Source organism: Streptomyces sp. NPDC052225 (assembly GCF_040679615.1).
In the GTDB taxonomy this organism is placed as follows: Bacteria; Actinomycetota; Actinomycetes; order Streptomycetales; family Streptomycetaceae; genus Streptomyces.
Map to the genome: position 1 here is coordinate 178,544 of NZ_JBFAVD010000012.1, position 25,829 is coordinate 204,372.

Consider the following 25,829-nt stretch of genomic DNA (forward strand, 5'->3'; position numbering starts at 1 on the left):
GGAGTTGACGCATGCCCGAATCAGAGCCCTGGGAGTACTCCCTCTACATCCCCAACGACCCGCGGGCGGTGACGGTCGGTCGCCGCACCCTGCGCCTGATCCTCACCGTCCACAACCTGATCCGCCTGGCCGACACAGCGGAGCTGCTCGCGGCGGAACTGGTCGGCAACGCGGTACGCCATACGAAAGGCCCCGCGGGGCTGAGGGTGAGGTGGGCGGTCGGGGTCCTGCGCCTCGGCGCCTGGGACACCAGCCCCGAACCCCCGGAGCCACCGGCCTGGAACCCCGAAGCAGCAGCGGAGGAGGGCCGAGGCCTGCTCCTGGTCCAAGCCTGTGCGGACGAATGGGGCTGGCATCCACTGGGGAGCGGAGCGAACCGGGGCAAGTTCGTGTGGTGCGAGCTGGGGGCAGCGTAGGAGCGGGGTCAGGAGGAGTCGGCGTAGGCGAGATGGGTGCCGCAGACGGCGCAGCGAAAGAGCATGGCTGTCGCGGCGTCACCGAGATGCGTCAAGAAGGCCTCAAGGCTCGCGGCGTCGTGCCAGCCGCCCATCCGCAGGTCGAACCGCAGTTGCTCAAGGGCTTCGGGGTGCCGAGCCAGTTCGGCGTAGCCGACCTCGCCGATGAAGGCGGCCGCGTCATGACAGTGGACCAGCCAGTGCGGGTCCTGCCAGGAGCGGAAACCGGGGGTACGCCGAGTGACCTCATGAACGACCTCGTCGCTGACGCCGTCCAGGCCGTAGGAGTCCGTGAACTCGTCTTCGTACCGTTCGGCGGCGCTGCCGTCGGCGATGCACCAAGGGCAGAACCGCCCGCTCGTGTCCTGGGCCGTGAAGAAGGTGGCGGTGTAGATCCACCCGGTACGGCGATCACAGCAGACGCAGACCTCGGAGCTCGCCCGGAAGGAGCCGCTGGCGAGCGGGTCGGGGTGGTACCGGAAGGCGGGCATACCCCGGCCTGTCGATCTCATGGGGCGCAGCCTCTCCGCAGTGCAACGAGGAGATCAACCCGCCGCAGCTGATCAGCGCGCGGGTGCGACGATGCGGGCATGCGCGAGTTGACTGAGTTGATCGACGTCGAGGATCCGGCGTGGCCGGAGCTCAGGGAGACCGTCAACGGCGGACGGGTGCCGATCGAGGTACTCCCGCCCGACAGCGACCTGGCCAGGGCATCGCTGCTTCAACTCCAGGTGACGGCCGGGTCCTATCTCGGCGCTGTGGTGCTGCACTCCGGCGGCCTCCTGATCGACCACGGGTGGGTACGAGTCTTCGGCAGCCCCGAGGGCGAATCGGAGGGCTCACTTCCGAGCCTCGCCCGCGTCAATCGCTTCCCCGAGCCGTACGACTCCGCCTGGCACCCCGCAGCCGGTCTGGTGGTGGCCCACGACGTCCTGAACGGCGTCTTCGCTCTCAACGGCGGAAACCCCGCCGAGGCCGGCTGCCCCGGAGCACCCGGCGACATCATCTACTTCGCCCCGGACACACTCCGCTGGGAGTCCCTGGGAATCAGGCACTCCGCGTGGCTGACCTGGCTGGTGTCCGGGGCGCTCGATGAGTTCTACGCGGATCTGCGGTGGCCCGGCTGGCAGGACGATGCCCGGGCGTTGAGCGGCGACCAAGGCGTGTCACTGTTCCCGCCGTTGTGGTCCGCCGAGGCCCACCAGAACATCTCCGCGACCAGCCGCCGCACCGTACCCATGACGGAGTTGCTCGGTATCGCCCGTGACACCTGCCGACAGCTGGACGGAACCGACCCGGGTCTCCTCGGGTGAACCGCCGGACGGAATCCGGCGGTTCGTGGCGCTGTGTGTCCCTACTCGACGAAGACCTTCACGGAGTCGTCGTTCCCGTCATTCCGGTTGACGCCGATGAAGAAGTCGCTCCCGATGTGCGTGACGTCTTCGATCTCGTCGACCAGGTTGTTGCCCGGAATCCCGATGTCGCTCTCCACATCACCTCCGGACCAGTTGTACTGGTACACCCAGTTCCAACCGGTTTCGGGCGTCGACGTGTTGATGGACTTGGTGTTCCAGATGTAATTCTCGGAGCAGTCGATTCCCTGGTCGGAACGATTGTCGTGGCTGGTGAGATTGCTGGTCACCCGCGTCCATCCGCTCGTCAGCGAACCGGAACCGGAATGGGTCCACAGGTAGCCCGCGCGGCGGGCGGCATATTTGCCGGCTCCGTCGGCCGCGGTCGCGCTGTAACAGAAACCGCTGATATTGCCGACGGGCAGATGGACCACCTCGCTCGCACCGACGGCTCCCGCGGAGTTCAGGTGAACGACGGTCACATCGGCGCTCGGGTATTCCGATTGACTTCCCTGGGTGGCGATCAGGGCAGGGCCCTGGCCGAGATAGTTCGGGTGGTAGGCGAGGTCGTTTCCGTGGCCGAGTGCGGGGATGGAGGTCGGCGTTCCGGCGCAGGTCCAGCTGGCACCGTCCCAGGTCGAGCCGTCGCGCAACCACCTGGACAGGACCGGCTCGGCCCCGCCCCCCTTGGTGAAGATGATGTAGAGCTGGCCGCCCGGCCCCGCGACCATGCCTTGCATGACGGTGCGGCCTGCCTTGCATGCGCTGCTGTTCGGGATGTTCAGCCGTTCCGCGCCGCTCCTGTCCGTTGCGGCGGAGGCGGACGTTGTGGAGGCAATGGCGATTCCGGTCAAGAGTGCCAGCGCGGACGCAAAACCCCGTAGTTTCTTCACTTGTTCCCCCTTGTCGCGAATACCGGGAGGAGGCTACTCGCCAAAGTCTGCGGCGTCGACCATCCGTCATAGCCGTTGAAATCGAGGGCCGCCCCCGATAAAGCTCTCCACCCGTCCGGCCTTGCGGTGGGCCAGCCACGGTGCCAGTTCGGTGACGGCGAGCGTCGCTTCGACGGCGAGGAACAGGCACAGCCATTGCGGGGCGCCGTGCGCCAGGGCGTAAGACATCCACGTTGCGAACAGGACGCGGCCGATGCCGTCGTACAGACCATGTATCGGCAGCGGCTTGACCAGGCGCAAGGTGGCCCAGATGACGACGACCGTGCCCATCAGATTCGCGTACAGCGTCTGCATCAGGTCGAGTTCGGGGGTGGCGCCCAGGCCCAGCGAATCGCCCGCCGACGACAGGGCGTTGTGCACCAGGGACAAGGTCCACGGCGTGGCGAATCCTGCCGTGACGACGAGGTCGTACCAGGCATTCGCGCGGACGACCCGGAGGTAGAAGGGACGGTCGGGAGACAGTGAACTGGCCATCGTGAGGCTCCTGTTGGTCTCAGAAGGGAACGCCTCACGCTAAACAGTGGAGTAGGGTCCAAGGTCAAGTCCGGGACTTCGGGGGGCCGAATGCGCATCGGGGAGTTGGCCGCTCAGGCCGGCACGACCAAGGACACGATCCGGTTCTACGAGAAGGTCGGCCTCCTCGAGGGGCAGCGGCTGGCCAACGGATACCGGGACTTCCCGCCGGAGGCAGTGCCCTGGCTGCGCTACGTGCGCACCGCGCAGACCCTCGGGTTCTCACTCGCGGAGATCCAGCGCCACCGCGAGGAACTCCAGAACGCACCGGACAGCGCAGCCGCGTTGTCCGAACTGTTCGCGGCGAAGATCCAGGTCGTCGACACCCGCATGGCCGAACTGGCCGCTTTGCGGGCCGAGTTGACCGACCGCGTCGGCACCGGCTGCCCGCTGCGCGCCGCCGAGTCCGCCCAGGGCTGAGCGCGGTCGCCCTTCCTCAGCGGTGCCGCGGTCGAGGCAGCAGGGCGAACGCGCTCTCCGCGATCGAGGTCAGTTGGGCGGGACTGCGGCCGAGCGCGCCTACGACATCGATCCCTCGGACGACGGTCAGCAGAAGGTGCGCGAGGTCCTCGGGATCCGCGTCGGGGTCGATGTCGCCGTTGCGCTGCGCCGCCCGCACACAGTCGGTGACCGCCGTCACGACCACGGTGAAGCACTCGCCGGCCAGGCGCTCCACCTCAGGGTCGGAGGCGCCGATCTCCAGGGCCATCTTGGCGGCGAAGCAGGCCGCCGCCGCCCGGTCGGGGGCCGGGGGTACGTCGTCGGCGAGCGGCACCCCGTGGACGGCGCGGAGCAAGTAGTCGTGCAGCCGCTCCAGGGCGCCCTCGTCCGGTCCGGCGAGAGCCTGCGGCGCGAACTGCCCCAGCCGGGCGAAGTACCCGCCCATCGCCTGCAACAGCACGCCGTGCTTGCCGTCGAACGCGGCGTAGAGGCTGCCGCGGCCCAGGCCGGTGGCGGCACTGATGTCGTCGACGCTCGTGCCGTTGTAGCCCGAGGCACGGAACTGCCGCTCGGCGGCATGGATGACGTGGTCGCGGTCGAAGCTTCGTGGTCTCGCCATACGTAGACGGTAAAGCCGATCCACCATTCTTGACAACCTAGTACAGAACTGCCAGGGTTTCGTACCGTTCAGTAAAGAACCATCCTGACCTCAAGGGTTGACCGAACCAATGACTGACAAGAAGAGGCCGGAAGCCATGGCTGCGACGGCTCCTCCGTACGCGAGTGACGCACTGACCGAGAAGGCTGTCGACGCCGTGGTGATCGGCGGGGGCGCCGCGGGGCTGAACGGTGCGCTGATCCTCGCCCGCTCCCGCCGCTCGGTCGTCGTGATCGACAGCGGCTCCCCGCGCAACGCACCCGCCGAGGCCGTGCACGGCCTCATCGCCCTGGACGGCACCCCACCGTCCGAGATCCTTCGACGGGGCCGGGAACAAGTGCGCCAGTACGGCGGACGCGTCGTGTTCGGTGAGGTGGTCTCGGCAGAGTCCACCGCCCCGTCGGCGGACGGGGACCTGCGGTTCACCGTCGCCCTGGCCGACGGCCGGAGCATCACCGCCCGCCGAATCCTGGTGGCCACCGGCCTCACGGATGTGCTGCCACAGGTGCCCGGGCTCGCCGCGCACTGGGGACACAGTGTGTTGCACTGCCCGTACTGCCACGGCTGGGAAGTGCGCGATGAGCCCGTCGGCATCCTCGCCACCGGCCCTGCCTCCATCGGCCACGCGTTGTTGTTCCGTCAGCTGACCGGGGACCTGACCTACTTCACCCACGGCACCGACCTGGACGAGGACAGCCGCGCCCGCTTCGCCGCCCGCGGCATCCGCGTCGTCGACACCCCGGTCACCGAGGTCGTCAGCGACGAGGACGGCGCCCTCGCCGGCGTGCGCCTGGCCGACGGACAGGTCGTGGCTCGCCGCGTCCTCGCGGTCGCCCCGCAGATGCAGGCCCGCACCCAGGGCCTGGAAGGTCTGGGCCTGCCGGTGCAGGACCTGCCGACGGGCCGTACTTTCGCCTCCGGTGTCGACGGCACCACCGAGGTGCCGGGTGTCTGGGTGGCGGGCAACGTCACCGATCCGGTTGCCCAGGTCGGGGCCTCCGCAGCGGCCGGCGCGCTGGCCGGCATCGACATCAACAAGGTGCTGGCCGTCGCGGACACCGACGCAGCCCTCCAGGGGAGCTACTGATGCCCTTCCTCGCGAACACCCCCGTGGAGAAGATGACCGCGCCGTACGCGCGGCGCTGGTGGGCGCTGCTCGTGCTGTGCCTGAGCCTGCTGATCACGGTGATGGCGAACACGTCGTTGATCGTCGCCGCCCCCGACATGACCACCGACCTGGGCCTGAGCAGCAGCGATCTGCAGTGGGTCGTCGACAGCTACACCGTCCCGTACGCGGCGCTGATGCTGGTGCTCGGCGCGATCGGCGACAAGTACAGCCGGCGCGGCGCGCTGGTCCTCGGCCTGCTGATCTTCGCCGGCGGTTCGGTGATGGGGAGCATGGTCGACGAGACCTCGCTGGTCGTCGTGGCCCGCGCGATCATGGGTATCGGTGCCGCGGTCGTGATGCCGGCCACGCTGTCCCTGGTGGTCGCGACCTTCCCGCGCAGCGAGCGGGCCAAGGCCATCACCGCCTGGGCCGCGACCTCCGGCCTTGCGGTGGCCCTCGGCCCGCTGGTCTCCGGCTGGCTGCTCGAGGACCACGCATGGGGCTCGACCTTCCTGATCAACGTGCCGATCGCCGTCCTCGCCGTGTTCGGCGCGCTCGCCCTGGTGCCGCCGTCCAAGGCGGAGGGCATGGGCCGGATCGACTACGTCGGTGGTCTGCTGTCGATCGTCACCGTCGGCTCCCTGATCTACGCCGCCATCGAGGGCCCGCACTCCGGCTGGGGCGTCGGCCCCGTCGCCGCCGCCGTGGTCGCCGGTGCCGGTCTGGTCGCCTTCGTCGCCTGGGAGCTGCGGCACCCGCACCCGATGCTTGACGTCCGGAAGTTCGCGCTGCGGCCCTTCACCGGCTCGATGCTCGCGGTGATGTTCTTCTTCTTCGGCATGTTCGCCGTGATCTATTACTCGACGCAGTTCCTGCAGTTCGTCCTCGGTTGCGGCCCCCTGGAGACCGGCGTACGACTGCTGCCGCTGGGCGGCGCGGTGTTCCTCGGGTCCGCGGTGACCGGGGTACTCGCCCCGAAGCTGGGGGTGCGGGTGATGGCCGTGACCGGCCTGGCCATCGGCACGGCGGGCATGTTCCTGCTCACCCAGATCGACAAGGGGTCGACGTACGGGGACTTCCTGGCGCCGCTGATGATGCTGGGCCTCGCGCTCGGACTGGCCATCTCCCCGGCGACTGACACGATCATGGGTTCCTTCCCCGAGTCCGAGCTGGGCGTCGGCGGCGGTGTCAACGACACCGCTCTCGAACTGGGCGGGGCGCTGGGCATCGCCGTCCTCGGTTCGCTGCTCGGCACGGCCTACCGGGACGAGCTGACCGACCTGGTGGGCAGCCGGCTCCCGGCACAGGCGATGGAGACCGCCAAGGACTCGGTCGGCGCCGGCCTGGCCGTCGCGCAGCGGGTCGCGCAGGATCCTTCTGCCGGGCCCCAGCAGGCCCGGGCCGCTGTCGACGCCGTCCACCAGGCATTCGCCCACGGCGTCGCCCAGACCAGCCTCATCGGCGGGATCATCATGGCCGCGGGAACGGCGATCGTCCTCGCGGTCCTGCCGGGCCGGCGCGGGTTCGTCAGGAAGAACGCCGAGCCGGAGTCCGGGACGGCGACGAGCGAGGCAGGACCTGTGCCGGAGCACACCGGATCCAACCGCTGAACCCTTGAAGCGCCGAGTTCCCTCCGCTTCACCGAGGAGGCAGGACCTAGTCCCCGGTCACCCCGTCCAGCAGCTCGCGCAGGATGTCCAAGTGACCGTTGTGGCGGGCCGTCTCCTCGGTGAGGTGGAGGAGGATCCAGCGGAGGTCGACGTGGACGCCGCCCCGGACGGTTCCGACCGACTTCTCGGAGAGGTCGTGGGCGGCGGCCAGCTCGCGGTAGCGGGCGCTCTGTTCGGCGTATTCGTCGAGCAGCTGCGCGAGCGGGAAGTCGACGGCGATGCGCATCTCGCGGTCGGGGTCCTCGTCGGTCCAGGGGCCGTGGTCCTCCTCGCCGAGGAAGATCACCTGGAACCAGTGGTACTCGACCCAGCGGAGATGGTTGATCAGCCCGCTCATGGTCATCAGCGGGGAGCCCGGGAGCAGCGACTTGCGTGCGTGCTCCTCGGAGACGCCCTCGCACTTGACGCGGACGGTGTCCCGCGCGTAGTCGAGGAACCTGGTGATCTGGGTGCGTTCGTCCCAGGCGGGCGGCGTGTCATCGATACGAGTCATCGGGGGCAGCGTCCCCGATGGGCGGGCCCGTGTCGAGCGCATTTATCGGCGCGCGAAGAGGGGTGTGGCGTCGGCCGAGGCCCTGCTACGGTGCGCCGATGTCCACGATCAGGAAGATCCAAGTCACCTTCGACTGTGCCGACCCGGAACGTGTCGCCCGGTTCTGGTGCGAGGTCATGGGGTACGTCGCGCCGGAGCCGCCCGAGGGGTTCGAGAGCTGGGACGCGTACAACGCGTCGCTGCCCGCCGAGAAACGCAACGCCTGGTTCGCCGCCAGTGACCCCACCGGGGAGGGGCCGCGGTTCTTCTTCCAGCGGGTTCCCGAGGGCAAGGTCGCCAAGAACCGGGTGCACCTCGATGTGCGGGTCGGCACCGGTCTCGTGGGCGAGGAGCGGCTGGCCGTGCTGCAGGCCGAGTGCGACCGGCTGGTCAAGCTCGGCGCCGTGCACCTCTACACGCAGGTCGCCGACGACGAGAACGAGTCGTGCATCACGATGCAGGACATCGAGGGCAACGAGTTCTGCGTCGACTGAGCGCGAGGGTGAAGGCCGCGGGTCAGCCCGCGGCCTTCACCATCGCCTCCGCGACGACCGGCACCGACCCCGGGTGCACGGCAGCCAGGAACAGGTTCGGTTCGACGAGTTCCAGTTCCATGACGCACGGGTTCCCGTCCGCGCCGTCGACGAGGTCGACGCGGGCGTAGAGGAGCTGGTCCGGGCCGCCGGGGACGACCGCCAACGCCGCTTCCGCCACGGCGAGTTCGGCCTGCGTCGGGTTCCACGGCTCCAGGGACGGGTGGGGGACTTTGCGTGCGTCGAAGGCGACACCCGGGGCGAGGACCGCACCCTTGCGGATGGAGTGCAGGAAGCGGCCGCCGTAGAAGAGGACGGCGCGCTCGCCGTTGACGTCGATGCCGTCCACGTACGGCTGCACCATCGCGGTCAGGCCTTCGGCGTGCATACGGGCCAGCTGGCGCAGGGCGACGTCCCGTTCGGCCGGTGAGTAGCGGGCCGCGTAGCGCGCGCCCGCGCCCGAGGTCGGCTTGATGACGTAGTCGCGGTCCGTGGGCAGTTCGGGGAGGTCGCCCGGGGCGACGTACGAGGTCGGGACCGTGGGGACGCCGCGCCGGGCCAGTTCACCGAGGTAGCGCTTGTCGGTGTTCCAGCGGATCACGTCGACCGGGTTGGCGAGCCGGGTGACGGTGGCGCACCGCGCGGCCCACTCCAGGAACTCGGCGCGCCGCCAGCTGTAGTCCCACGTGGAGCGCAGTACGGCGAGGTCGAAGGAGCTCCACGCGACGTCCGGGTCGTCCCAGCACACGACGGACGCCTCGGCTCCGGCACGCTCCAACTCCGCTGCGAGAAGCGGGAGATCACGGTCGACGGACTGCTCGGGGCCGGGCCGGTAGGTGACCAGGGCGATGCGCGGCATACGTCGTTACTCCTCGGCGGTGCTGGTGCGGTCGGCCGCGCCGGCGGAGGAGGCGGCCGTCCCCCGAGGCTAACGCGATGCCCCGGCCGACGGCCACGCGCCTATGGACGCTCCCGGGACAGCCGCATCGCCACGTTGGCGATCATCGCGACCGTGAACACCACCGACGCCGCGACCCGCGCCGCGCCCCACAGCACCCCCGAGGGATCGGCGGTGGCCTCGACCAGATTCAGCGTCACGGCCACGGCGAAGGCGAGCCATGCGGTCGCTCTCACCCTGCGCTCCGTGGTGGGGATGTGCGTCCGGTCCCGGCTCGCCGGCCGGCGGTCAACAGCTCCCATACGGGGCCGAGTTCCCCGGCGGTGCACCGGTAAGCCCGGGGGCTCAGGACGCCGCTGTCGGGTCCCACAGCCCCGCGGCCGTGCCGCGCGCGACGTGTTCGGCGTAGACGCCGACCTTGGTGGCGATGACGGCGCGGCACTCCTCCAGTGCGCGGATCTGGTCCTCGACGCGGCGCTGATGGGCGTCGAGGAGGCGCAGTCGCTCCGGTTCGTTGCCCGGGCCCTGGCGGACCAGTTCGGCGAATCGCTTCAGTTCGGCCAGCGGCATCCCCGACTCCCGAAGGCGGACACAGATCCCGAGCCAGTCGACGTCGGTGGGGCTGTAGCGCCGGCGCCCGCCCGCGCTGCGGTGGACCGGTCCGACCAGCAGGCCCTCGCGCTCGTAGAAGCGGAGGGCGTGGACGCTCAGGCCGGTGCGGTCGGCGACCTCGCCGATGCCGAGCCATTCCGTACCGGCATTCGCGAGGGGTTCGGCAGAGGGCTCAGTCGTCGCCATGCGGGTCACTCTAGGGCTTGATCTAGACCTTCCTCTAGCTCGTAGCGTCCCCGGCATGGGCATTCAGAACGCTGCCGCGCAGCAACCGATCAACTCCCCCTTCTCCGCCGTCTCCACCGCCGACGAGGTCATGGCCGGCGTCGACCTCTCCGGCAGGACCGCCGTCGTCACCGGCGGCTACTCCGGCCTCGGCCTGGAGACCGCGCGGGCCCTGGCCGCCGCCGGAGCCCGGGTCATCGTGCCCGCGCGGCGCCCCGAGGCCGCCAGGAAGGCGCTCGCCGGACTTCCGGGCGCCCCCTGCGAGATCGTCCCCATGGACCTCACCGACCTCGGCAGCGTCCGCGAGGCCGCCGCCCGGATCCGGGAGACGGCCGACCGGATCGACGTCCTCATGGCGGTCGCGGGGGTGATGGTCACCCCGGAGCGGCGCGTGGGGCCCGGCTGGGAGTACCAGCTGACCGCCAACCACTTCGGGCACTTCGCCCTGGTGAGCGAGGTGTACCCGCTGCTGCGCGCAGCGCGGGGCGCCCGCGTCGTCGTCTACAGCTCCGCCGGCCACGGCATCTCCGGCATCCGCTGGCACGACCCGCACTTCCGCACCGGCTACGACCGCTGGCAGGCCTACGGTCAGGCCAAGACCGCCAATGTCCTGTTCGCCGTCCACCTGGACGCACTCGGCCGCGACGACGGCGTACGGGCCTTCGCACTTCACCCGGGCAGCATCATCACCGGCCTCCAGCGCGAACTGACGCGCCGCGAACAGGTCGACCTGGGCTGGGTGGACGAGCAGGGAACGGTGATCGGCGAAGGCTTCAAGACCCCGTCCCAGGGCGCCGCGACGGGCCTGTGGGCGGCGACCTCCCCGCTCCTCACCGACCGCGGCGGGCTCTACCTGGAGGACTGCGAGGTGGCCCGGGTCACGGAGGAGACCGGCCCGGTGGGCGACGGCTGGGTCCGCGCCCATGCCGTCGACCCGGCCGCGGCGGAACGGCTGTGGGACCTGTCCGTCGCGGCGACCGGGTCGGGGCCGATCGGCCGGGCCGATCCCGCCCCCGCCCCTTCCTTCCCTTCCTCTTCCTCTTCTTGACGGCTGGAAGTACGACCGGTCAGGGGCGGCCCAGGTCCTGGCCCTGCTGTTCGGCCGCCCCCATCGGCTCGGCCGCTTTGGCGGCGCCCCCGGCCGCGAGCACCGCCATCACCGCCGCCGCCCCCACGGCCACCGCGAACCCCCCGTGCGCGCCGCCCGTGTCCACCACCCGGCCCGCGACCGCCGCGGCCCCCGCCGAGCCCGCAGCGCTCGCCGAGTTGCCCCAGGTGAACGCCTGGGTGAGGACGGCGCGCGGGACCGCTGCCTGCGTGCGTACGGTGGCGAGGATCAGGAGGACCGGGACGGCGAGGCCGGTCAGGGCGAGGGTGGCGCCGACAGCCAGGGGTGCGTCGAGGAAGGTGAGGGGCAGGGCCAGGACCGTCAGGCCCGCCGCTGCCGCCGCCTGACCGCGCTGCGGCGGGACCCCGCGTCCCCAGGTCCCGTAGGCCCAACCACCCACCAGGTTCGTGCAGTTGGAGGCCGCGTAGAGGAGGGAGGCGATGCCCGGCGTGCCGCGACCGGTCGCGTACGCGGCGACCGAGACCTGCATCGCACCGAAGAACACGCCGAGCGCCAGGCCCAGCGCGGCCTGGCGCAGGAACGCGGGGCGGAGCAGGGCGCGTCCGGCGTGCCGGCGTTCGGCGTGCCCGGTGAGGGGCGGCGCGGTGCGGCGCTGGGCGGTGAGGGCGACGCCGCCGCCGATCACGAGGAGCGCGGCGAGCAGCACGCCCGCCTCCGGGTGCCCGCCCGCGGCGAGCACGCCGGCGAGGGCCGGGCCCACCATGAAGGAGACGCCGTTGGCGAGGGCCTCCAGAGCGAAGGCCGTGGTCAGGGCGGTGGCGCGGTCGCCGGAGAGCAGGGCGGACCAGCGGGCCGCGGACAGGGCGCTGAGCTGCGGCAGCGTGGCGCCGATGAGCGCACCGGCGACCGGGTCGGGCGCAGCCCCGGTGAGCAGCAGTGCCACCGCGACGGCGTGCACGGCGAGCGCCCCCGGTACCACCCGCCGCTCCCCGAACCGGTCGACCAGACGGCCGAGTTGGGGCCCGACGAGCGCGTCCGCGACGGCGAACCCGCCGGTGGCGAGGCCGGCGTCCGCGTACGACCCGGTGCGCGCGTGCACCAGCCACACGAGCGCGATCCCGGTCATGGCGATGCCCACGCGCCCGACGGCGGCGGGAACGAAGAAGGCGGCGGCGCCCGACGTGCGCAGCAGTGAGCGGTAGTTGACGGTTGCCGAGGACACGGCGCGTCCCTTTCGCCGCCCGGCGGGACGCGCCACACGGGGTCGTCGGCGTCCGGATGTGCCGACCCGTGGCTGCGCCTGAAGCCGTCCAGTGGTGGCGTGGGCGGGGACGCGCGCCCTGCGCCGACTTCTTCACCGGGCAGATGTCGTACGGAAGTTGGGGGTGGGGTTGCCCACCACGCTACCCGGCGGACTACCCGATCGGTTGCCTCGGGAAACGAACAAGGGAGCAGTTGTTCCCTGGAACAGGTGATCGTCGCTCCAGAGTTTGCATGCGGCGCCCGAGAACAACGATGCTTACGGGGCGCAAGCAACGGGCTGCAGACCGTAGCGACCGCATCGCGATGCAGTGCACGTCCCACACACATGCAACACCGCTAGGAGAACGCTTCACCATGAACCTCATCACCGACATCCTCGCCGGCCTCGCCCACTTCGTCGGCTGGCTGGTGTAACGGCGTCGGACGCCGAAGGCGCCGTCTCCCCCGGTCCCACGGGGAGGCGGCGCCGCCGCGTTTTCCGGGTCCGGTCACACCCCCGGTGCCACCCCGGCCGTCCCCCGCTCGTGCCACCGCTCCCGAAGCCGCGGCGCGACCTCCAGGTGCGGCAGCCCTCCGGAGAGCACGAACTCGTCGACCCCCAACTCGGCATAGGCGAGCAGTCGTTGGGACGCCTCGTGCGCACTGTCACCGTCCGTGAGCGGGACGCGCAGAGCCAGTCGCAGGGCCGGACTGCGGTCGCGTACGCGGGTGACGCGTCCGGCGACGGCGGAGAGCGGCTCGCCCGGTTCGATGCGCAGGACCTGGACGTCCGCGCGGCGCGCGGCGAGGTCCTCGGCGGCCGGTGAGGCGCCGCCGAAGTACAGCGGGACCTTGAACTCGACCGCGGGATCCGCCAGCTGGGCGCCCTCGACCTGGACGTGGTCGCCCTGGAAGTCGACGCGCTTGCCGTCGAGGAGCGCGCGGAGCACGGCCATCACCTCGTCCGTGCGGCCGTAGCGTTGATCGCGGGTCTGCTGATCCCCGTAGAGGAGACCGAGCCGGCCGCCCGCGAACCGGCGGAAGGCGTCCGCCTGTTGGGCCAGCGTCGTGGGGCTCCCGAAGCCCGCGCGACAGCCGATCAGGAAGCCGATGCGCTCCGTCTGGCGACACAGTGCGGGCGCGAGCGTCCACGGGTCGGTGCAGCCGGGGCCGACCGGCGTCACGAGTGAGCCGAAGCCCGCCTGTTCGGCGGCGCGCGCCACCCGCACGAGGCGTCCGGGGTCGCGGCCGTCGCCGCCGGCGGGCAGGAGCCAGTGCAGCAAAGGATGGTTCTCGGGCATGGGAGGGCACCTCGGGTCCGGGTCAACTGCGCGGCGGGAAGCGGCTGGTGTGCGAGATCGCGGCGACGTCAGTCGGTCGGACAGAGCGCCGTCGCGACACGCAGCAGATCCACGTGCCGACGCGAGACGAGGACGAGGAGGACGGGGCCCATGGTCGGCATCCTGTCCGCGCGCCCGCCGCCACGACAAGCCATGTCCCGGATCCCGGACAATCCGATCCCAGCATGCGGGACGACAGGTGGGCCGGTCCGGAACGGAGCCAGGGCTCCGCGCCGGGACCGGCCCGCCTGAACGGACCCGGAACGGCCTACTTGACCCCCACCGCCCGGATCAGCTCCTGGGTGACGCTCGCCCCCTTGTCGTCCTTGGCCGACGCCCGCAGCGAGACCGACTTGGCGCCGCGCGGCACGTCGAGCGTGCCCGTCCAGGACGTGCGGTCGCCGCTCAGCGCGACCTTGGACCAGGTCGCGCCGTCGTCGTACGACACCTGGAGCGAGCCGCCGCCGATCGTGCCCGTGCCGACGGCGTCCGCCACGTACCGCGCGTACAGGCCGACCGGGATGCGGGAGCCCGCGCGGACGTCGCCCGCGAGGTCGGTGTCGACGTCGAAGCCGAGGTTGATGAGGGGCAGGAACACGGACGCGTCACCGGCGGGCCGCGCGGAGCGCACCGTCCACTCGGTGTGCCCGGTGCCGCCCAGGCGCCACTTCGCCGGGTCGAGCGCGGTGTCGGTGACGACCTTGTACGGCTTCTCGGCCGGGTCGGCCTCCCACACGTATCCGGCGGAGCCGACCTGGCGGCCCTGACTGACGCCGTCGGCGAAGACCTCGGTGTACTGGGTCATGCCGCTCTCGCTGCTGTACGCGTCGCCGAACCCGGTGTGGTCGGGCCCGGAGTCGCCCCAGCCGGGGACGTTGAACTGGATCTGGTCGCCGCGCCGTTCCTGCCCCCAGCCGAGCCCGGTGCCCAGCCACGGGTGCCAGACCGGCGCGAACCAGTTCAGCGGGGTGTGCCGGCCGGTGCGGTACGTGACGAGGCCGCCTCGCTCCTCCAGGTCGGAGCCGAGCTGGACGGACTCGTGCCAGGTCTGGCCGCCGGGCTCCATGGACACGTAGTCGGTGCGCCGGCCCGGGAAGTCGTAGCGCTCCTGGAAGCCGAGGCCGATGGTGAAGGCGTCGGTGAGCGAGTAGCGGAACTCGCTGCCCTCCCTCGTCTGCGCTCCGTAGTACGTGGTGTCGACGGCGGCGAGATCGTCGCTGTCCGGCGCGTAGACGAGGCTGCGGTCCGGGATGCCGCCCGGGTAGCCCTTGGACAGGTCGTAGACGTAGCCGGCGTTGTCGGTGCCGGTCAGGGTGAGGCGGTCGCCGCGGCGCGCGAGGGCGAGGAGGCGGTCGAAGTCGGCGTGGGTGACGCTCGCGATCTGGATCGGGCGCGCCGAGCCGTCGTTCTCGTCGTAGAAGCTCGTGTTGAGGCGGCCACGGACGTCGTCGGTGAGGAAGAGCGCCTTGGCGCCCGCGTCCTGCGCGGCCTGGGCGATCTCGGCGGGGGTGCGGGTGCCGTCGACGTGGACGAGGGCGCCCTTGCCCTTGAGGTTCCTGCCCACGTAGTCGGCGGGGGCACCGGCCCCGGCGTTCACGAGGGTGAGACGGCTGCGGCCCTCGATGAGCGTCGAACCCGGCTGCTCCCACACCTCGTTGACCCCGGCGGCGTCGATCCGCGGCTGGGCCTGACGCCAGACGGTCCGGTACTCGTACGTCCCCTCGGTGACCTTCCCGGTGGGCGCGGCGAACAGCGAGTCGTACTTCACGGGGACCTGGACGGCTCCCATGATGTCGGCGCCGCCCGCGACCCGCGCGTACTCCATGACCGCCTGGTGCGGGTCGGTGTCCTGCGGCAGCCGGGCGGCGAGTTCGCGCAGCTTCGTGCCGTCGAGGGTGACCTCCCGGTCCCGGTCGAGGACGACCTCGGGGGCGGCGAGAAGGGCGAGACCGAGCGAGTCGGGGCCGTGGCTGCCGGGCACGTCGAGGAAGGTGGAGAGGTCGTACGTGCCCGGCTTCAGGCGCAGTTGAACGGTTCCGGAGTCACCCACGGCCACCGGGACCGCGTCGGTGCCCCCGGCGAGCTGCTGGTACACGAGGTGCGCGGCGGTGGGCGCGCCGGATCGGTCCTTCACGTGGACGGTGAGCGTGTACCGCTCGTCCTCCTTGACCAGCCCGTACGCGGTGTGCGCGACGACGGCGCCGCCCGAACTGGCCACGATCTGCCCGCTGTCGGTGCCGACGGCGGCCTTGGCGCCGTCGCCGGTGACGGTCGTGGCGGCGGTGCCGTGCGCGGGTACGGTCAGCTTGCTGTCGGCGAGCACGGCGACCCCGCTGCCGCCCTGCACGGAGAGGTCCAACTCCACGTCCGTGTCACCGGAGTTGGTGTACGTGAGCTTCTTGCTGACCGGCTCGTTGTTCTCGTACGGCCACGTGTAGGAACCGAGGTCGACGCTGCCGGTGGCGGTGACCTTCGCGGCGATCGCGTCGGGCACGGACACCCGCCCGGACCCCACCTCGTAGGCGCCTTCGCCGAGTTGCCTGCTCGACGACATCAGCGCGTCCTTCAGCTGGGCGCCGGTCCACTGCGGGTGCTCCTGGGCGAGCAGGGCGGCGACGCCCGCGACGTGCGGCGTCGCCATCGACGTACCGCTCATGGTCGTGTACGCACCCGAGCCGTCGACCAGCGACGAACGGGCCGCGAGGATGTCGACGCCGGGTGCGGAGACATCGGGCTTGAGGCCGTTGTCGCCGGTGCGCGGGCCCTGGCTGGAGAAGTCGGCGCGACGGTCGTCGGCGTCGACCGCGCCGACCGTCAGCGCCGCGTCGGCGGCGCCGGGCGAGCCGATGGTGTACGCGCCGTACGCGTTGCCCGCGGCGACCACGAACAGCGAACCGGTCTCCTGGGACAGGGAGTTGACGGCGGCCGCCATCGGATCGGTGCCGTCGCTCGCCTCCTGGGAGCCGAGGCTCATGGAGACAACCTTGGCCTTGATGTCCTTGGCGGCCCACTCCATCCCGGCGATGATCTGCGACTCGCTGCCGGAGCCCTCGTTGTCGAGGACCTTGCCGACGGCGAGCGTCGCGTCGGGGGCGACACCCTTCTCCTTGCCGTCGGACGCGGCGCCGGAGCCGCCGACGGTCGAGGTCACGTGGGTGCCGTGCCCGTGCCGGTCGGCGACCTCCTCCCCCTCGATGAAGGACTTGGACTCGGTGACCCGCGAGGCGAGATCGGGATGCGACGGGTCGTAGCCGGTGTCGAGGACGGCCACCTTGACGCCCTTGCCGGTAAGACCGGCCGCCCAGGCGTCCGGCGTGCCGATCTGCGCGTTGGACTGCTCCATGGCGCCCTCGACGCGTCCGTCGAGCCACACCTTGCCGATCCCGTCGGCGAACCCGCTCTTCCCGGTGGTCGCCGCGTTCCAGAACGTACGGCCCTTGTCGGCGTCCAGGGCTGCGCCGCCGATGCTGGCGAGCGTGCGGGTGCGTTCGGCGCCCTTGGGTGCGAGGGCGGCGGCGCGGGCGGCCTTGCCGCCATAGGTGACGATCAGCGGGGTCGCGTCGGTCTTCGTGTCCGCGAGCCCCTGCCGTATCAGCCCGCTGACGTCGAAGAGGCGGGCGTCGAGGGTGCCGGCCTCCAGATAGGGCCGCGCCTCGTCGGGCACCACGCTCACCTCGCCGCCCGACACCTGCGTCCGGACGGCACCGGTCGCACCTTTCGCGCGGTCGACGGTGACGGTCCGCTTGCCGCCGCCCAGGTCGGTCACGGTCACCTTGTCGCCGGTCACCAGGGTCACGGTGTGCGCGGCGGCCACGGCCTTGCCGCCGTGCGCCGGTTCCGGCGCCGCCTGGGCCCCCGGGGCGGGGAGCAGCGCGAACGCGACACCGGCGGACAGCAGGGCGGCGCCACGTCTCGCGACAGGTCTCGCGGCAGGTCCTCTGGTCATCGTTGCCTCTCTTCGTAGGCCTCGGTGCGGAGTGGTACCCGAGTACGTAAGAGATTCTCAAGAGGCTTGTGTTACGCGGAAGTTGACGACCCCTGGCGGGAAGCTGCCCTGGCGCTTTCTCGCCAACGAACGCCACAATGGCCACAGGCAGGACGGAACGGAACGCACAGGGCACGGAGCACGGAGTACGGGGGCGGCACGTGGACGGCATGGACGGTCTGGTGGAGTTCAAGGTCGACGGGAGCGGGACACCGGTCCTGTTCGAGGCGGCCGGTGACGACGAGTCGGCGGGCGCCCGCCTGGTGGCCCGCGGCACCGGCCCCGTCCAGGCGTCGGCCACCTTCGAAACAGCTCTGGACTCGGTGCGCTCGGCGGCCCAGTCGGCTCTACGGGTCCTGCGCGACGGCCCGCTCTCGCCCGACGGCGTGGAGATCGAGTTCGGGGTGAAGCTGTCGGCGGAGGCGGGCGCCTTCATCACCAAGGGCACGGCAGAGGGCCACTTGGTGGTCCGCCTGACCTGGACCCCGGCCAGCCCCGCTGATGGTCAGCCCGGACAGGGGCGCGGGGAACTGCGCGCCCAGCCGCAGACAACCCGCACAGGCCACGACGACCCTGACCCGGCAGACGCGACCGCCACGACCCCGCGAACCGAGACCCCCCGCCCATGAGCGGAGCCAAGTGGCAGGTCAGAGTGGAAAGCGGCCGCCAAATAGGCGCCGGTTTCCTGGTTTCCGCGCGCACCGTCCTGACCTGCGCCCACGTCCTCACCCCGGACGCGCAGGTCACCGTGACGTTCCCCCAGCTTCCGGCCGAGCCCCCGGTAGGGGCCCGCGTCCACACCCACGGCCCCTGGGCGGGCGGCCCCACCGACCGCGGTGACCTCGCCGTCCTCACCCTCGACCGGGACGTCGACGCGGCGCCCGCCGAGTTCGCCGCGCCCGACGCCGCGTTCGGCGACCCGGCCCCGCGCCTGGTGGCGTACGGGTTCCCGGACGGCTACGACGAGGGCACGATCGCCGAGTACCGCGCCAAAGCGGATCTGCTCGTCCGCGACGAGTGGGTCGAGCTCGTCGCGTTCGACGGCCACGGCCAGCCCCTGGCCCACGGCTTCAGCGGCGCGGCCGTCACCCTCGCGGGCTCGCACCGCGTCGTCGGCATGGTGACGGCGACGACCGGCGGCCGGGGCGTCCTCACCGGCCGGATGCTGCCGCTGGGCGTGATGGCCCGCTACTGGCCGGACCTGGCCGACCGCATCCCCGCCGGCCGTCCCGGAGAGGCCGCGTGCCACCGCAGGGACACGGGCCGCCTGCACGCCCTGATCGAGAAGGCGACCCGCTCGCACCTCGACTGCGACCCGGAACGCCTGTACCGGTACGCGGTGGGCGAGTTCGGCCCCGATGTGCCGCCCGGCGGGTTCGCGTCCCTGTGGGCGGCGGCCGTGTACGTCCTGTCGGAGGTCCCGGAGGCGGAGCCCGCGGCCCGTTTCGCGCAGCGCCTCGAAGAGCTGCTCGACGCGCCGGAGCCGGCCGCCGCCCGGCCCCGCTGGACCCCGGTCCTGGTGGAGGTGCAGCGCAGCGGCGCGGGCGAGGAGCACGCGCTGGTCGAGGTGTCCGCGTACAGCGAGGGCCGGCGCCACCCGGTCGCCTCGGACACGATCCGGGAGACGGAGGTCGCCTCGTACGTCGGGGACGTCATGGACGAGGCGCTGGCCCGTCTCCCGCCCGGCACCGACGACCTGGTGGCGTTCACGCTGCCGCCCAAGTGGCTGAACTGGCCGGTGGACAGCTGGCCCTCGGGCCCCGACGACCCGACGCCGCTGGGCTGCGCCTACCCGGTCGTCATCACGCACCCGGCCCGCAGGAACGCGGGGCCGCAGCGCCGCCTGGCCCGCCGCTGGAAGGACGCGGCGGGGCAGCGGGTCCGTACGGTGCACCGCGTCGACTGCGACGACGGCGCGACGCCCGTGAGCCAGCGGGACCTGCGCGCCGCCGACGTGGCGGGCTTCGCCCGGCCGCCCGCCGCCGGCGCCGCCGACCAGCGCTTCGACGCGGCGCTCACCAAGCCGGTCCCCGCCCTGCTGTGGCCGCGCACCGGCTGCTCCGGCGACCACCCGCCCGGGACGCCGTGCGCGGGCACCGCCTTCCTGGACGAGCTGGCGCCCTACGTCCATGGCGCGACCCTGGACGAACTGCCCTACACCATCATGGAGTTACGGGAGGAAGCACAGGGGGACGAGGGGCACTGGGCCGGTGACGTACAGCTGCTGTGGGACGCCCCGCACTGCTTCCCCGGCCCGCACGGCCCGGCGCCCCGCCACTGCTCCCCCGTATCCCCTGTATCCCCTGTATCCCCTTAGCCCGACCACGCCCGCCCCACCGACGGAGACGACGGAGAGCGCACCCCATGCCCGAGTGGCCCGTGTACACCGGCGCGAACGAACCGCACGACGGCATCGCCCGGCTGCCCGCACCCCCGCCCTGGCGTGCCTTCGACGGGGGCCCGCCGCTGCCCCCGCCCGCCGACGGCGACGACGACGCGGCCGTCTCACCGGACCGGGTGCACCGCGCCCACACCTACCGCGCGGGCCCCGAGAGCGTCCAACTCGTCAACGCCGCCCTGTACTTGAGGCGCCCCCTGCTCGTCACGGGGCCGCCCGGCACCGGCAAGTCGTCCCTCGCGTACGCGGTCGCCCGCGAGCTGAAGCTCGGCCCGGTCCTGCGCTGGAACATCACGAGCCGCTCCACGCTCGCCGACGGCCTCTACCAGTACGACCCGCTCTCGCGCCTGTATGCGGCCCGCGAGGCGGGCACGATGCGCGTCGAGGACCATCTGCGCCTCGGCCCCCTCGGCACGGCGCTGCTCCCCTACGAGCGGCCGCGCGCCCTGCTGGTCGACGAGATCGACAAGAGCGACCTCGACCTGCCCAACGACCTCCTCAACGTCCTGGAGGAGGGCCAGTACGAGATCCCCGAACTGGCCCGTGCGGGCGGCGAGTCGGAGGTCCGCATGGACGGCGGCAGCGACCTGAAGGCGCCGATCAGGCGCGGCCGGGTGCGGTGCCGGGCGTTCCCGTTCGTCGTCCTGACGAGCAACGGGGAGCGCGAGTTCCCGCCCGCGTTCCTGCGCCGCTGCGTCACGCTGCGGCTGCACCGCCCCGACGAGACCCAGCTCGCCGAGATCGTCCGCGCCCACCTCGGCGAACCCGACGCCGACGCGCGGGCCCTGATCTCCCGCTTCCTGTCGCGCTCCCGCACCGGCGAGCTCGCCACGGACCAGCTCCTCAACGCCATCTACCTCACCGGCGCCGCGGGCCTGGACGCCCCCACCCGCGACGCGCTGGCGCACCGCCTGATGCCGCGCCTCGACGGTTCCCCCGACAGCGATGCGCACTGAACTGGCCCGCCTTGCCGCGCTGTTGAGCGACGCGGCGGACGGCACGCCGCCGACACCGGTCGAACTCGCCGAAGTCCTGTGGCTGGCAAGGCAGTTGGAGGGAGAGCCGGAAGAGGAGAAGCCGCCGGCGCCACAGCCGGCCGAAGCGCCCGCTCGCCCCGTCCCAGAGCCCTCGCCACCACCGCCCGCCCCCGCCGGACCACCGCCCCGGCGCCCGCCCCTCCCGGCCCCCGAGCCCGACCCGCCGCGCCCCGAACCCGCCCTGGTCCCCCTCTACGTAGAGGAGTCCCCGGAGCCGACCCCCGCATCGCTCCTGACTCCGGCGCCACCGATGCTGCGCCACCCCCTGGCACTCCAGCGCGCCCTGCGCCCCCTCAAGCGCCGGGTCCCGTCGGCGTCCGGGCGTCCGGTCCTCGACGAGGCGGCCACGGCGGACCGCATCGCCCGGCTCGGCGCGCCCCCCGACACCTGGCTGCCGGTACTGCGCCCCGCGCCGGAGCGCTGGCTGCGGCTCGCCCTGATCCACGACACGGGCCCGACGATGCCGATCTGGCGCCCGCTGCTGCGCGAACTGCACGCGGCGCTCACCCAGTCGGGCATCTTCCGCACCGTGACGGTGCACCGCGCGACGCCCGACGGCCGCGTCCCGCACCTGACGCTGCCGCGCGACGGCCGCACGGCGGTACTGCTGCTCAGCGACTGCACGGGCCCGCAGTGGCACCCCGGCGAGGCGGCGGACCGCTGGTTCCGCACGCTGCACGCCCTGGCGCGCCGTACTCCGCTCGCCGTGCTTCAGCCGCTGCCCGAGCACCTGTGGCACACGACGGCACTGCCCGCCGTGCCGGGCCGCTTCGCCTCCGCCCATGCGGCGCCGCCACTGCCCGCGCTCCGCTTCACGCCGTACGACCCCGAGGACGCGGCCGGCCGCCCGCCACATTCGCTCGCGCTGCCGGTCCTGGAGACGTCCCCGCTCTGGCTGGCCAACTGGTCGCGGCTGATCGGTGCGCCGAGCGGCGCCCACGTCCCGGGCGCCGCAGCCTGGCTGACGCCCCGGCCGCTCACGCGGGGCCGGCCCGCCGAGGCGCCACCGCTCACCCCGGAGGACCTGGTGCGCGGCTTCCGGGCGACGGCGTCCCCCGAGGCCTACCGCCTCGCCGGGCACGTGGCGGTCGGCGTCCCGCACCTGCCGGTGATGCGCCTGGTCCACGCGGCCCTCGAACCCGACCCGCGCCCCCAGCACCTCGCCGAGGTCATCCTCAGCGGCATGCTGACGACGGTCCCGGGCCCGCCCGGCTCGTACGCCTTCCGCGACGGCGTCCGCGACCTCCTCCTGCGCTCCCTGCCGCGCTCGGCCCGCGGCCGCACGACCGCGTTCCTGGCCCGCGTCGGCGGCCTGATCGACGAGCGCGCGGGGCGGGGCGCGGGCGAGTTCCGGGCGACGACGCGGGGGGTGGAGGGGGAGGCGTTCGCCGCGGTCAGCGAGGACAGCGTGCGGCGGCTCTCGGCAGGCCGGCGGATGCTCGGCGGCCGCTACCGCCTGGTGCGGCGGCTGCGACCGAACGGGTCGTTGTGGGAGGCCCGCGACCTGGACCTGGAGCGGCGAGTGGTGGTGCGGCTGCACGGACCGCGCGACGCCGGGGAGTTCTTGCGGGCGGCACGCGTCCTGTCCCGGCTCGTCCACCCGAACATCGTCCGGCTGCTCGACTTCGGCATCGCCGACGACGTGCCGTACACCGTCCTGGAGCCTGTGGACGGCGTGGCCCTCAACACCCTTGCCGCACCGCAGGGTTACCACCTCCCGGGGAACCTCCTGGACACGGTCGCCCGGTCGCTGGCCCAGGCGCTGGTCGCGGTGCACGAGGCCGGTGTCACGCACGGCGCGGTCGACATGACCCGAGTGATGCTGCTGCCGGACGGCAAGGTGAAGCTCTCCCTGTTCCAAGTGGGCCGCACCGAGGGGGCTGCGGGCCGCGAGGACGACCTGCGCCGGCTCGCCCGTCTCCTGGACCAGTTGGGGGCCCCGCCCACCGGCCTCTCCTCGCCGGACCCGGTGCGCCGTACGGCCGCCCTGACCCGGCTCGCCGAGGGCATCCCCGCCATGCCCGAGCGGGACCGGTACACGTTCACGCTGCTGGGTCCGGTCCGGGCCGACCTGCTGACTCCGGACGGGCGCTCGCACCCCGTGCCCCTGCACACGGCCGAAACCCGGGCCCTGTTGGCGATGCTGCTCCTGAAGCCCGGCACCGTGGTCACGCACGCCGAGCTGACCCGGGGGATCTGGGGCACCGAGTCTGCCGGGCAAGGCCCGTCCGAGACCGCCGTACTCGCCGCCCGGCTCCGCCGCGAACTGGGCGGCATCGCCACACTGCCCGACGGCTGCGCCCTGCACACGAGCACCGACACGGTGGACATCGCCCGCTGCCAGTCGCATGTCGCCCACGCCGAACGGCTGCGCGCGGAAGGCGACTTGGCCGCCGCGCGCAGGCACGTGACGGTCGCCCTCTCCGCCTTCCGCGGCACCCCCCTCGACGGAGTCCCCGGCCCCGCCGCCCGCACCGCCCGCACCCGCCTCACCCAGCTCCGCCTGACCCTCCACCGCACCGCGGCCGAACTCGACCTGGACCTGGGCGAGCCCGAGCGCGCCGCCGAAGCCCTCGCCCCCCTCGTCCGCGAGCACCCGTCCCGCGAGGACTTCCGCCGCCTCCAGATGATCGCCCTGCGCCAACTCGGGCGAACCGACGAGGCGTTGGAGGCGTACGAGCAGTACGAGGCCCTGGGCGGCCGCACCGGCCCCGCACTGGAGGAGCTGCACCGCGACCTCCTCGCGGACCGCGCGAGGGCGAGCGCCGAGGCCCGCGTCCACACCACGGTCACCTTCGACTTCACGTACGACGACGACTTCACGTACGACGACGTCCGCCCCCCGGACACCCCGTCCGCGCTCGGCCGCGTCGTGACCGGCCTGATCACCGAGGCCGGGCTGACCGCCCGCGAACACGGCCTCACCACCTCCGGCGACAGCATCGACGTCCTGGTGAAGACGGCACCCGCGGCAGGCCGCCTGCTGTCCGCCACCTTGAACCGGCTCCGAGGCCACCTGTCCCAACTGTCGGGCGCACTCGGCCTCGTGGTCGTGTTCTGGCCGGTCGCGGAGGCGAACCGGCCCGAGGCCGGCACCCTCCACCACGACTTCTTCCCGACCCGCCGGGAGGCCACCGTGGTGGCCTCGCCCGGCCTGTACGCGCTCCTGCCGGAGGCCGACCGCGCCGCGCTGCGTCCCGTGGGCACCCCGCCCGCGTACTGGCTCTGGTCCCAGGACCTCCCGGAGAACGCCGCCGACGACGCCGACGACACCCCGGTCAGCGGCCCGTACCCGCTGCCCGACGACGGCTCGCTGCCGCGCCCCACGGCCCCGCGCACGATCATCGTCCACCGCCGCCCCGACCGCAGCCTCACCCTGACCCCGCCCGAAGAGACCGAGCTTGCCTGGGAGTTCTTCGAGGTGGACCTGAGGGAGCGGACTGTGGTGGTGACCGCCGCAGGCGTGGAGGCGCAGGCGCTGGTGCGGGTCGACGACCCCTTGGAGGCCGTCGCCTCCCGCACCACGAGCCCGGCCACGGCCCTCACCGAGCGCCTGGAGACGGAGGCGTCCCGTCTGCCCGCCCCGCTGGACACGGAGGAACTCCGACGCCGCCTCGACCTCCGGCCGCTCCCGGGGTACACGGTCCGCTGGCACCTCCCCGCGGCCGGGCCCGAACCCGGCCCGCGTGCGGCCACGACCACCGCCGGTCCCGCCCGCCCCCGCCTCGTCACCGACACCCTCACCAGCGCCGAGGTCTACCTCCTCGGCTTCGACGGCCTCCTCCTCGACCTGTACGCCCGCAAGGACCTCCGCGCGGCCGCCGCCCGCGAGCTCACCGCGTTCGCCGCCGAACTCCGCGACCCCGAGGACGCGTTGAGCGGCGACCCGCTGGGCGAGCGCCTCGAACTCGGGGTGCACCCCCTCGACGTCCTGCGCGCCTTCGCCGACCGCCCCCGCGTGGGGATCCCCCTCGGCAGGCGCCTCGACGAACTGGAACTGCGCGCCCTGCGCACCGCGCGCCCGTACCGCGAGGCGGACCTCCTCGTGCGCGCGCTGAACTCCACGGGCCGCCCGGTCTCGGTCGTCTCCGACGTCGCCACGCACGTCATCTCGTCCTACCTGCAAGGCCGTTCACTGGCGGTACGTGCCGGCGCGCACGGCCGCACCTCCGACCCGACCCGCCTCATGCCGCACCCGGACGTCCTGAACCGCGCACTGCTCCAGCCGGGCTCCCCCACCCCGCACGGCGTCCTGATCGGCTCGTCCCCCGCCGAACTGCGCGCCGCCCGCGCCATCGGCCTGCCCTTCGTCGGTTACGCCCCGACACCCCACGCCACCAAGCGCCTGATGGACGAGGGCGCCCTCCACGTCGTACGCCACCTCACGGAACTCGTCGACGCGGTACGCGGCACCGCCCGCTAGAGCCACTCGGCGACCCCCAGCCACACCGCCACCCCCGCGACCACCAGCAACCCCACATTCAGCCCGATCACCCGCGCCTCCCCCCGCACCAGGTGCAGCACCGTCCCCCCGACCTGTACGAGCACCAGCCCCACCGCCGCGGCCACCGCGAGCCCCTCCGCGATCCCGGTCAGCGGCGGCAGGATCAGGCCGAGGGCGCCGAGGATCTCCAGGGCGCCGATGGCCCGTACGTACGGCATGGGTATCCGGTCGACCCAGGCCATCATCGGGCGCAACTGCTCCTGCGTCTGAAGCACTTTCTTGCCGCCCGCATAGGCGTAGAACACGGCCAGCAGACCGGCGACGATCCAGTACCCGACATGCATGACGGCCTCCCGGGCCAATG

General features: G+C 72.5%; 24 protein-coding genes. 11 read left to right on the forward strand and 13 right to left on the reverse strand.

What is annotated here, in order from left to right; translation table 11 throughout:
• Positions 1-11: 11 nt before the first annotated feature.
• Entirely contained in the window at positions 12-416 is a 405-nt protein-coding gene (locus AB0L37_RS19780; RefSeq protein WP_365506666.1) for an ATP-binding protein, read from the forward strand.
• A gap of 8 nt (positions 417-424) precedes the next feature.
• Here AB0L37_RS19780 and AB0L37_RS19785 read toward each other — a convergent pair whose 3' ends face one another.
• Complete coding sequence (locus tag AB0L37_RS19785; protein ID WP_365506669.1) at positions 425-967, reverse strand: CbrC family protein; 543 nt, start codon at positions 965-967, stop codon at positions 425-427.
• Between the two features lie 78 nt (positions 968-1,045).
• On the opposite strand from AB0L37_RS19785, the gene AB0L37_RS19790 reads away from it, so the two are divergent.
• Positions 1,046-1,768 carry a DUF2625 domain-containing protein gene (locus AB0L37_RS19790; protein ID WP_365506672.1) on the forward strand — a complete coding sequence of 241 codons (723 nt, stop codon included), beginning with the start codon at positions 1,046-1,048 and terminating at the stop codon, positions 1,766-1,768.
• Positions 1,769-1,809: 41 nt separating this feature from the next.
• On the opposite strand, the gene AB0L37_RS19795 is transcribed toward AB0L37_RS19790, so the two are convergent.
• Positions 1,810-2,700 carry a hypothetical protein gene (locus AB0L37_RS19795; protein ID WP_365506675.1) on the reverse strand — a complete coding sequence of 297 codons (891 nt, stop codon included), beginning with the start codon at positions 2,698-2,700 and terminating at the stop codon, positions 1,810-1,812.
• Between the two features lie 66 nt (positions 2,701-2,766).
• Positions 2,767-3,234, reverse strand: a complete 468-nt coding sequence (locus AB0L37_RS19800) for a hypothetical protein (protein WP_365506678.1) — start codon at positions 3,232-3,234, stop codon at positions 2,767-2,769.
• Between the two features lie 90 nt (positions 3,235-3,324).
• On the opposite strand from AB0L37_RS19800, the gene AB0L37_RS19805 reads away from it, so the two are divergent.
• Complete coding sequence (locus AB0L37_RS19805; protein WP_365506681.1) at positions 3,325-3,693, forward strand: MerR family transcriptional regulator; 369 nt, start codon at positions 3,325-3,327, stop codon at positions 3,691-3,693.
• 16 nt (positions 3,694-3,709) lie between these two features.
• Here the strand turns inward: AB0L37_RS19805 and AB0L37_RS19810 are convergent, their stop codons facing one another.
• Positions 3,710-4,333, reverse strand: a complete 624-nt coding sequence (locus AB0L37_RS19810) for a TetR/AcrR family transcriptional regulator (RefSeq protein ID WP_365506684.1) — start codon at positions 4,331-4,333, stop codon at positions 3,710-3,712.
• A gap of 136 nt (positions 4,334-4,469) precedes the next feature.
• On the opposite strand from AB0L37_RS19810, the gene AB0L37_RS19815 reads away from it, so the two are divergent.
• Together AB0L37_RS19815 and AB0L37_RS19820 are read left to right on the forward strand one after the other, a co-directional pair.
• Positions 4,470-5,459, forward strand: a complete 990-nt coding sequence (locus AB0L37_RS19815; RefSeq protein ID WP_365506687.1) for an NAD(P)/FAD-dependent oxidoreductase — start codon at positions 4,470-4,472, stop codon at positions 5,457-5,459.
• On the forward strand, positions 5,459-7,090 hold the full coding sequence (locus tag AB0L37_RS19820; RefSeq protein ID WP_365506690.1) for an MFS transporter: 1,632 nt from the start codon (positions 5,459-5,461) through the stop codon (positions 7,088-7,090). The genes AB0L37_RS19815 and AB0L37_RS19820 overlap by 1 nt, the downstream gene beginning before the upstream one ends.
• 46 nt (positions 7,091-7,136) lie before the next feature.
• Here AB0L37_RS19820 and AB0L37_RS19825 read toward each other — a convergent pair whose 3' ends face one another.
• Positions 7,137-7,643 carry a DinB family protein gene (locus AB0L37_RS19825; protein WP_365506693.1) on the reverse strand — a complete coding sequence of 169 codons (507 nt, stop codon included), beginning with the start codon at positions 7,641-7,643 and terminating at the stop codon, positions 7,137-7,139.
• Positions 7,644-7,741: 98 nt separating this feature from the next.
• On the opposite strand from AB0L37_RS19825, the gene AB0L37_RS19830 reads away from it, so the two are divergent.
• Positions 7,742-8,176 carry a VOC family protein gene (locus AB0L37_RS19830; RefSeq protein ID WP_365506696.1) on the forward strand — a complete coding sequence of 145 codons (435 nt, stop codon included), beginning with the start codon at positions 7,742-7,744 and terminating at the stop codon, positions 8,174-8,176.
• A gap of 22 nt (positions 8,177-8,198) precedes the next feature.
• Here AB0L37_RS19830 and AB0L37_RS19835 read toward each other — a convergent pair whose 3' ends face one another.
• The 3 genes from AB0L37_RS19835 to AB0L37_RS19845 all read right to left on the reverse strand — a co-directional run bounded on the left by AB0L37_RS19835 (position 8,199) and on the right by AB0L37_RS19845 (position 9,911).
• On the reverse strand, positions 8,199-9,074 hold the full coding sequence (locus AB0L37_RS19835; protein WP_365506699.1) for a hypothetical protein: 876 nt from the start codon (positions 9,072-9,074) through the stop codon (positions 8,199-8,201).
• 101 nt (positions 9,075-9,175) lie between these two features.
• The gene (locus AB0L37_RS19840; RefSeq protein ID WP_365506702.1) at positions 9,176-9,349 is read right to left on the reverse strand and encodes a hypothetical protein; all 174 of its coding nucleotides are present in this window, start codon (positions 9,347-9,349) and stop codon (positions 9,176-9,178) included.
• A 109-nt stretch (positions 9,350-9,458) separates the two neighbouring features.
• The gene (locus tag AB0L37_RS19845; protein WP_365506705.1) at positions 9,459-9,911 is read right to left on the reverse strand and encodes a MerR family transcriptional regulator; all 453 of its coding nucleotides are present in this window, start codon (positions 9,909-9,911) and stop codon (positions 9,459-9,461) included.
• 55 nt (positions 9,912-9,966) lie between these two features.
• Between AB0L37_RS19845 and AB0L37_RS19850 the strand changes: the two genes are divergently transcribed.
• The gene (locus AB0L37_RS19850) at positions 9,967-10,998 is read left to right on the forward strand and encodes an oxidoreductase (RefSeq protein ID WP_365506707.1); all 1,032 of its coding nucleotides are present in this window, start codon (positions 9,967-9,969) and stop codon (positions 10,996-10,998) included.
• A gap of 19 nt (positions 10,999-11,017) precedes the next feature.
• On the opposite strand, the gene AB0L37_RS19855 is transcribed toward AB0L37_RS19850, so the two are convergent.
• The 4 genes from AB0L37_RS19855 to AB0L37_RS19870 all read right to left on the reverse strand — a co-directional run bounded on the left by AB0L37_RS19855 (position 11,018) and on the right by AB0L37_RS19870 (position 17,547).
• Complete coding sequence (locus tag AB0L37_RS19855; protein ID WP_365506709.1) at positions 11,018-12,241, reverse strand: MFS transporter; 1,224 nt, start codon at positions 12,239-12,241, stop codon at positions 11,018-11,020.
• A 529-nt stretch (positions 12,242-12,770) separates the two neighbouring features.
• Positions 12,771-13,562 (reverse strand): LLM class flavin-dependent oxidoreductase, encoded by a 792-nt coding sequence (locus AB0L37_RS19860; RefSeq protein WP_365506711.1) that lies wholly within the window; start codon positions 13,560-13,562, stop codon positions 12,771-12,773.
• A gap of 68 nt (positions 13,563-13,630) precedes the next feature.
• Positions 13,631-13,756: a putative leader peptide gene (locus tag AB0L37_RS19865; RefSeq protein WP_365506713.1), complete on the reverse strand. Its 126-nt coding sequence runs from the start codon at positions 13,754-13,756 to the stop codon at positions 13,631-13,633.
• Positions 13,757-13,869: 113 nt separating this feature from the next.
• Entirely contained in the window at positions 13,870-17,547 is a 3,678-nt protein-coding gene (locus AB0L37_RS19870; RefSeq protein WP_365506716.1) for a S8 family serine peptidase, read from the reverse strand.
• A gap of 137 nt (positions 17,548-17,684) precedes the next feature.
• On the opposite strand from AB0L37_RS19870, the gene AB0L37_RS19875 reads away from it, so the two are divergent.
• Genes AB0L37_RS19875 through AB0L37_RS19890 form a run of 4 tightly spaced genes read left to right on the forward strand, consistent with a single transcriptional unit; the run spans position 17,685 to position 25,444 of the window.
• Positions 17,685-18,215, forward strand: a complete 531-nt coding sequence (locus tag AB0L37_RS19875; RefSeq protein ID WP_365506719.1) for a CU044_2847 family protein — start codon at positions 17,685-17,687, stop codon at positions 18,213-18,215.
• On the forward strand, positions 18,212-19,903 hold the full coding sequence (locus tag AB0L37_RS19880) for a trypsin-like peptidase domain-containing protein (protein WP_365506721.1): 1,692 nt from the start codon (positions 18,212-18,214) through the stop codon (positions 19,901-19,903). Before AB0L37_RS19875 ends, AB0L37_RS19880 begins: the two co-directional genes overlap by 4 nt.
• A gap of 47 nt (positions 19,904-19,950) precedes the next feature.
• A complete protein-coding gene (locus AB0L37_RS19885) occupies positions 19,951-20,940 on the forward strand; it encodes a MoxR family ATPase (protein WP_365506723.1) in 990 nt (329 codons plus the stop codon).
• Positions 20,930-25,444 carry an SAV_2336 N-terminal domain-related protein gene (locus AB0L37_RS19890; RefSeq protein ID WP_365506726.1) on the forward strand — a complete coding sequence of 1,505 codons (4,515 nt, stop codon included), beginning with the start codon at positions 20,930-20,932 and terminating at the stop codon, positions 25,442-25,444. The genes AB0L37_RS19885 and AB0L37_RS19890 overlap by 11 nt, the downstream gene beginning before the upstream one ends.
• On the opposite strand, the gene AB0L37_RS19895 is transcribed toward AB0L37_RS19890, so the two are convergent.
• Positions 25,441-25,809 carry a DoxX family protein gene (locus AB0L37_RS19895; RefSeq protein ID WP_365506728.1) on the reverse strand — a complete coding sequence of 123 codons (369 nt, stop codon included), beginning with the start codon at positions 25,807-25,809 and terminating at the stop codon, positions 25,441-25,443. The genes AB0L37_RS19890 and AB0L37_RS19895 overlap by 4 nt on opposite strands.
• Positions 25,810-25,829: the final 20 nt, after the last annotated feature.

Bases quoted from the DNA above. Each gene is read 5' to 3' on its own strand.
- AB0L37_RS19780 (WP_365506666.1), top strand. From the start codon at position 12: ATGCCCGAATCAGAGCCCTGGGAGTACTCCCTCTACATCCCCAACGAC.
- AB0L37_RS19785 (WP_365506669.1), bottom strand. From the start codon at position 967: ATGAGATCGACAGGCCGGGGTATGCCCGCCTTCCGGTACCACCCCGAC.
- AB0L37_RS19790 (WP_365506672.1), top strand. From the start codon at position 1,046: ATGCGCGAGTTGACTGAGTTGATCGACGTCGAGGATCCGGCGTGGCCG.
- AB0L37_RS19800 (WP_365506678.1), bottom strand. From the start codon at position 3,234: ATGGCCAGTTCACTGTCTCCCGACCGTCCCTTCTACCTCCGGGTCGTC.
- AB0L37_RS19805 (WP_365506681.1), top strand. From the start codon at position 3,325: ATGCGCATCGGGGAGTTGGCCGCTCAGGCCGGCACGACCAAGGACACG.
- AB0L37_RS19810 (WP_365506684.1), bottom strand. From the start codon at position 4,333: ATGGCGAGACCACGAAGCTTCGACCGCGACCACGTCATCCATGCCGCC.
- AB0L37_RS19815 (WP_365506687.1), top strand. From the start codon at position 4,470: ATGGCTGCGACGGCTCCTCCGTACGCGAGTGACGCACTGACCGAGAAG.
- AB0L37_RS19820 (WP_365506690.1), top strand. From the start codon at position 5,459: ATGCCCTTCCTCGCGAACACCCCCGTGGAGAAGATGACCGCGCCGTAC.
- AB0L37_RS19825 (WP_365506693.1), bottom strand. From the start codon at position 7,643: ATGACTCGTATCGATGACACGCCGCCCGCCTGGGACGAACGCACCCAG.
- AB0L37_RS19830 (WP_365506696.1), top strand. From the start codon at position 7,742: ATGTCCACGATCAGGAAGATCCAAGTCACCTTCGACTGTGCCGACCCG.
- AB0L37_RS19835 (WP_365506699.1), bottom strand. From the start codon at position 9,074: ATGCCGCGCATCGCCCTGGTCACCTACCGGCCCGGCCCCGAGCAGTCC.
- AB0L37_RS19845 (WP_365506705.1), bottom strand. From the start codon at position 9,911: ATGGCGACGACTGAGCCCTCTGCCGAACCCCTCGCGAATGCCGGTACG.
- AB0L37_RS19850 (WP_365506707.1), top strand. From the start codon at position 9,967: ATGGGCATTCAGAACGCTGCCGCGCAGCAACCGATCAACTCCCCCTTC.
- AB0L37_RS19860 (WP_365506711.1), bottom strand. From the start codon at position 13,562: ATGCCCGAGAACCATCCTTTGCTGCACTGGCTCCTGCCCGCCGGCGGC.
- AB0L37_RS19865 (WP_365506713.1), bottom strand. From the start codon at position 13,756: ATGGCTTGTCGTGGCGGCGGGCGCGCGGACAGGATGCCGACCATGGGC.
- AB0L37_RS19870 (WP_365506716.1), bottom strand. From the start codon at position 17,547: ATGACCAGAGGACCTGCCGCGAGACCTGTCGCGAGACGTGGCGCCGCC.
- AB0L37_RS19875 (WP_365506719.1), top strand. From the start codon at position 17,685: ATGGCCACAGGCAGGACGGAACGGAACGCACAGGGCACGGAGCACGGA.
- AB0L37_RS19880 (WP_365506721.1), top strand. From the start codon at position 18,212: ATGAGCGGAGCCAAGTGGCAGGTCAGAGTGGAAAGCGGCCGCCAAATA.
- AB0L37_RS19885 (WP_365506723.1), top strand. From the start codon at position 19,951: ATGCCCGAGTGGCCCGTGTACACCGGCGCGAACGAACCGCACGACGGC.
- AB0L37_RS19890 (WP_365506726.1), top strand. From the start codon at position 20,930: ATGCGCACTGAACTGGCCCGCCTTGCCGCGCTGTTGAGCGACGCGGCG.
- AB0L37_RS19895 (WP_365506728.1), bottom strand. From the start codon at position 25,809: ATGCATGTCGGGTACTGGATCGTCGCCGGTCTGCTGGCCGTGTTCTAC.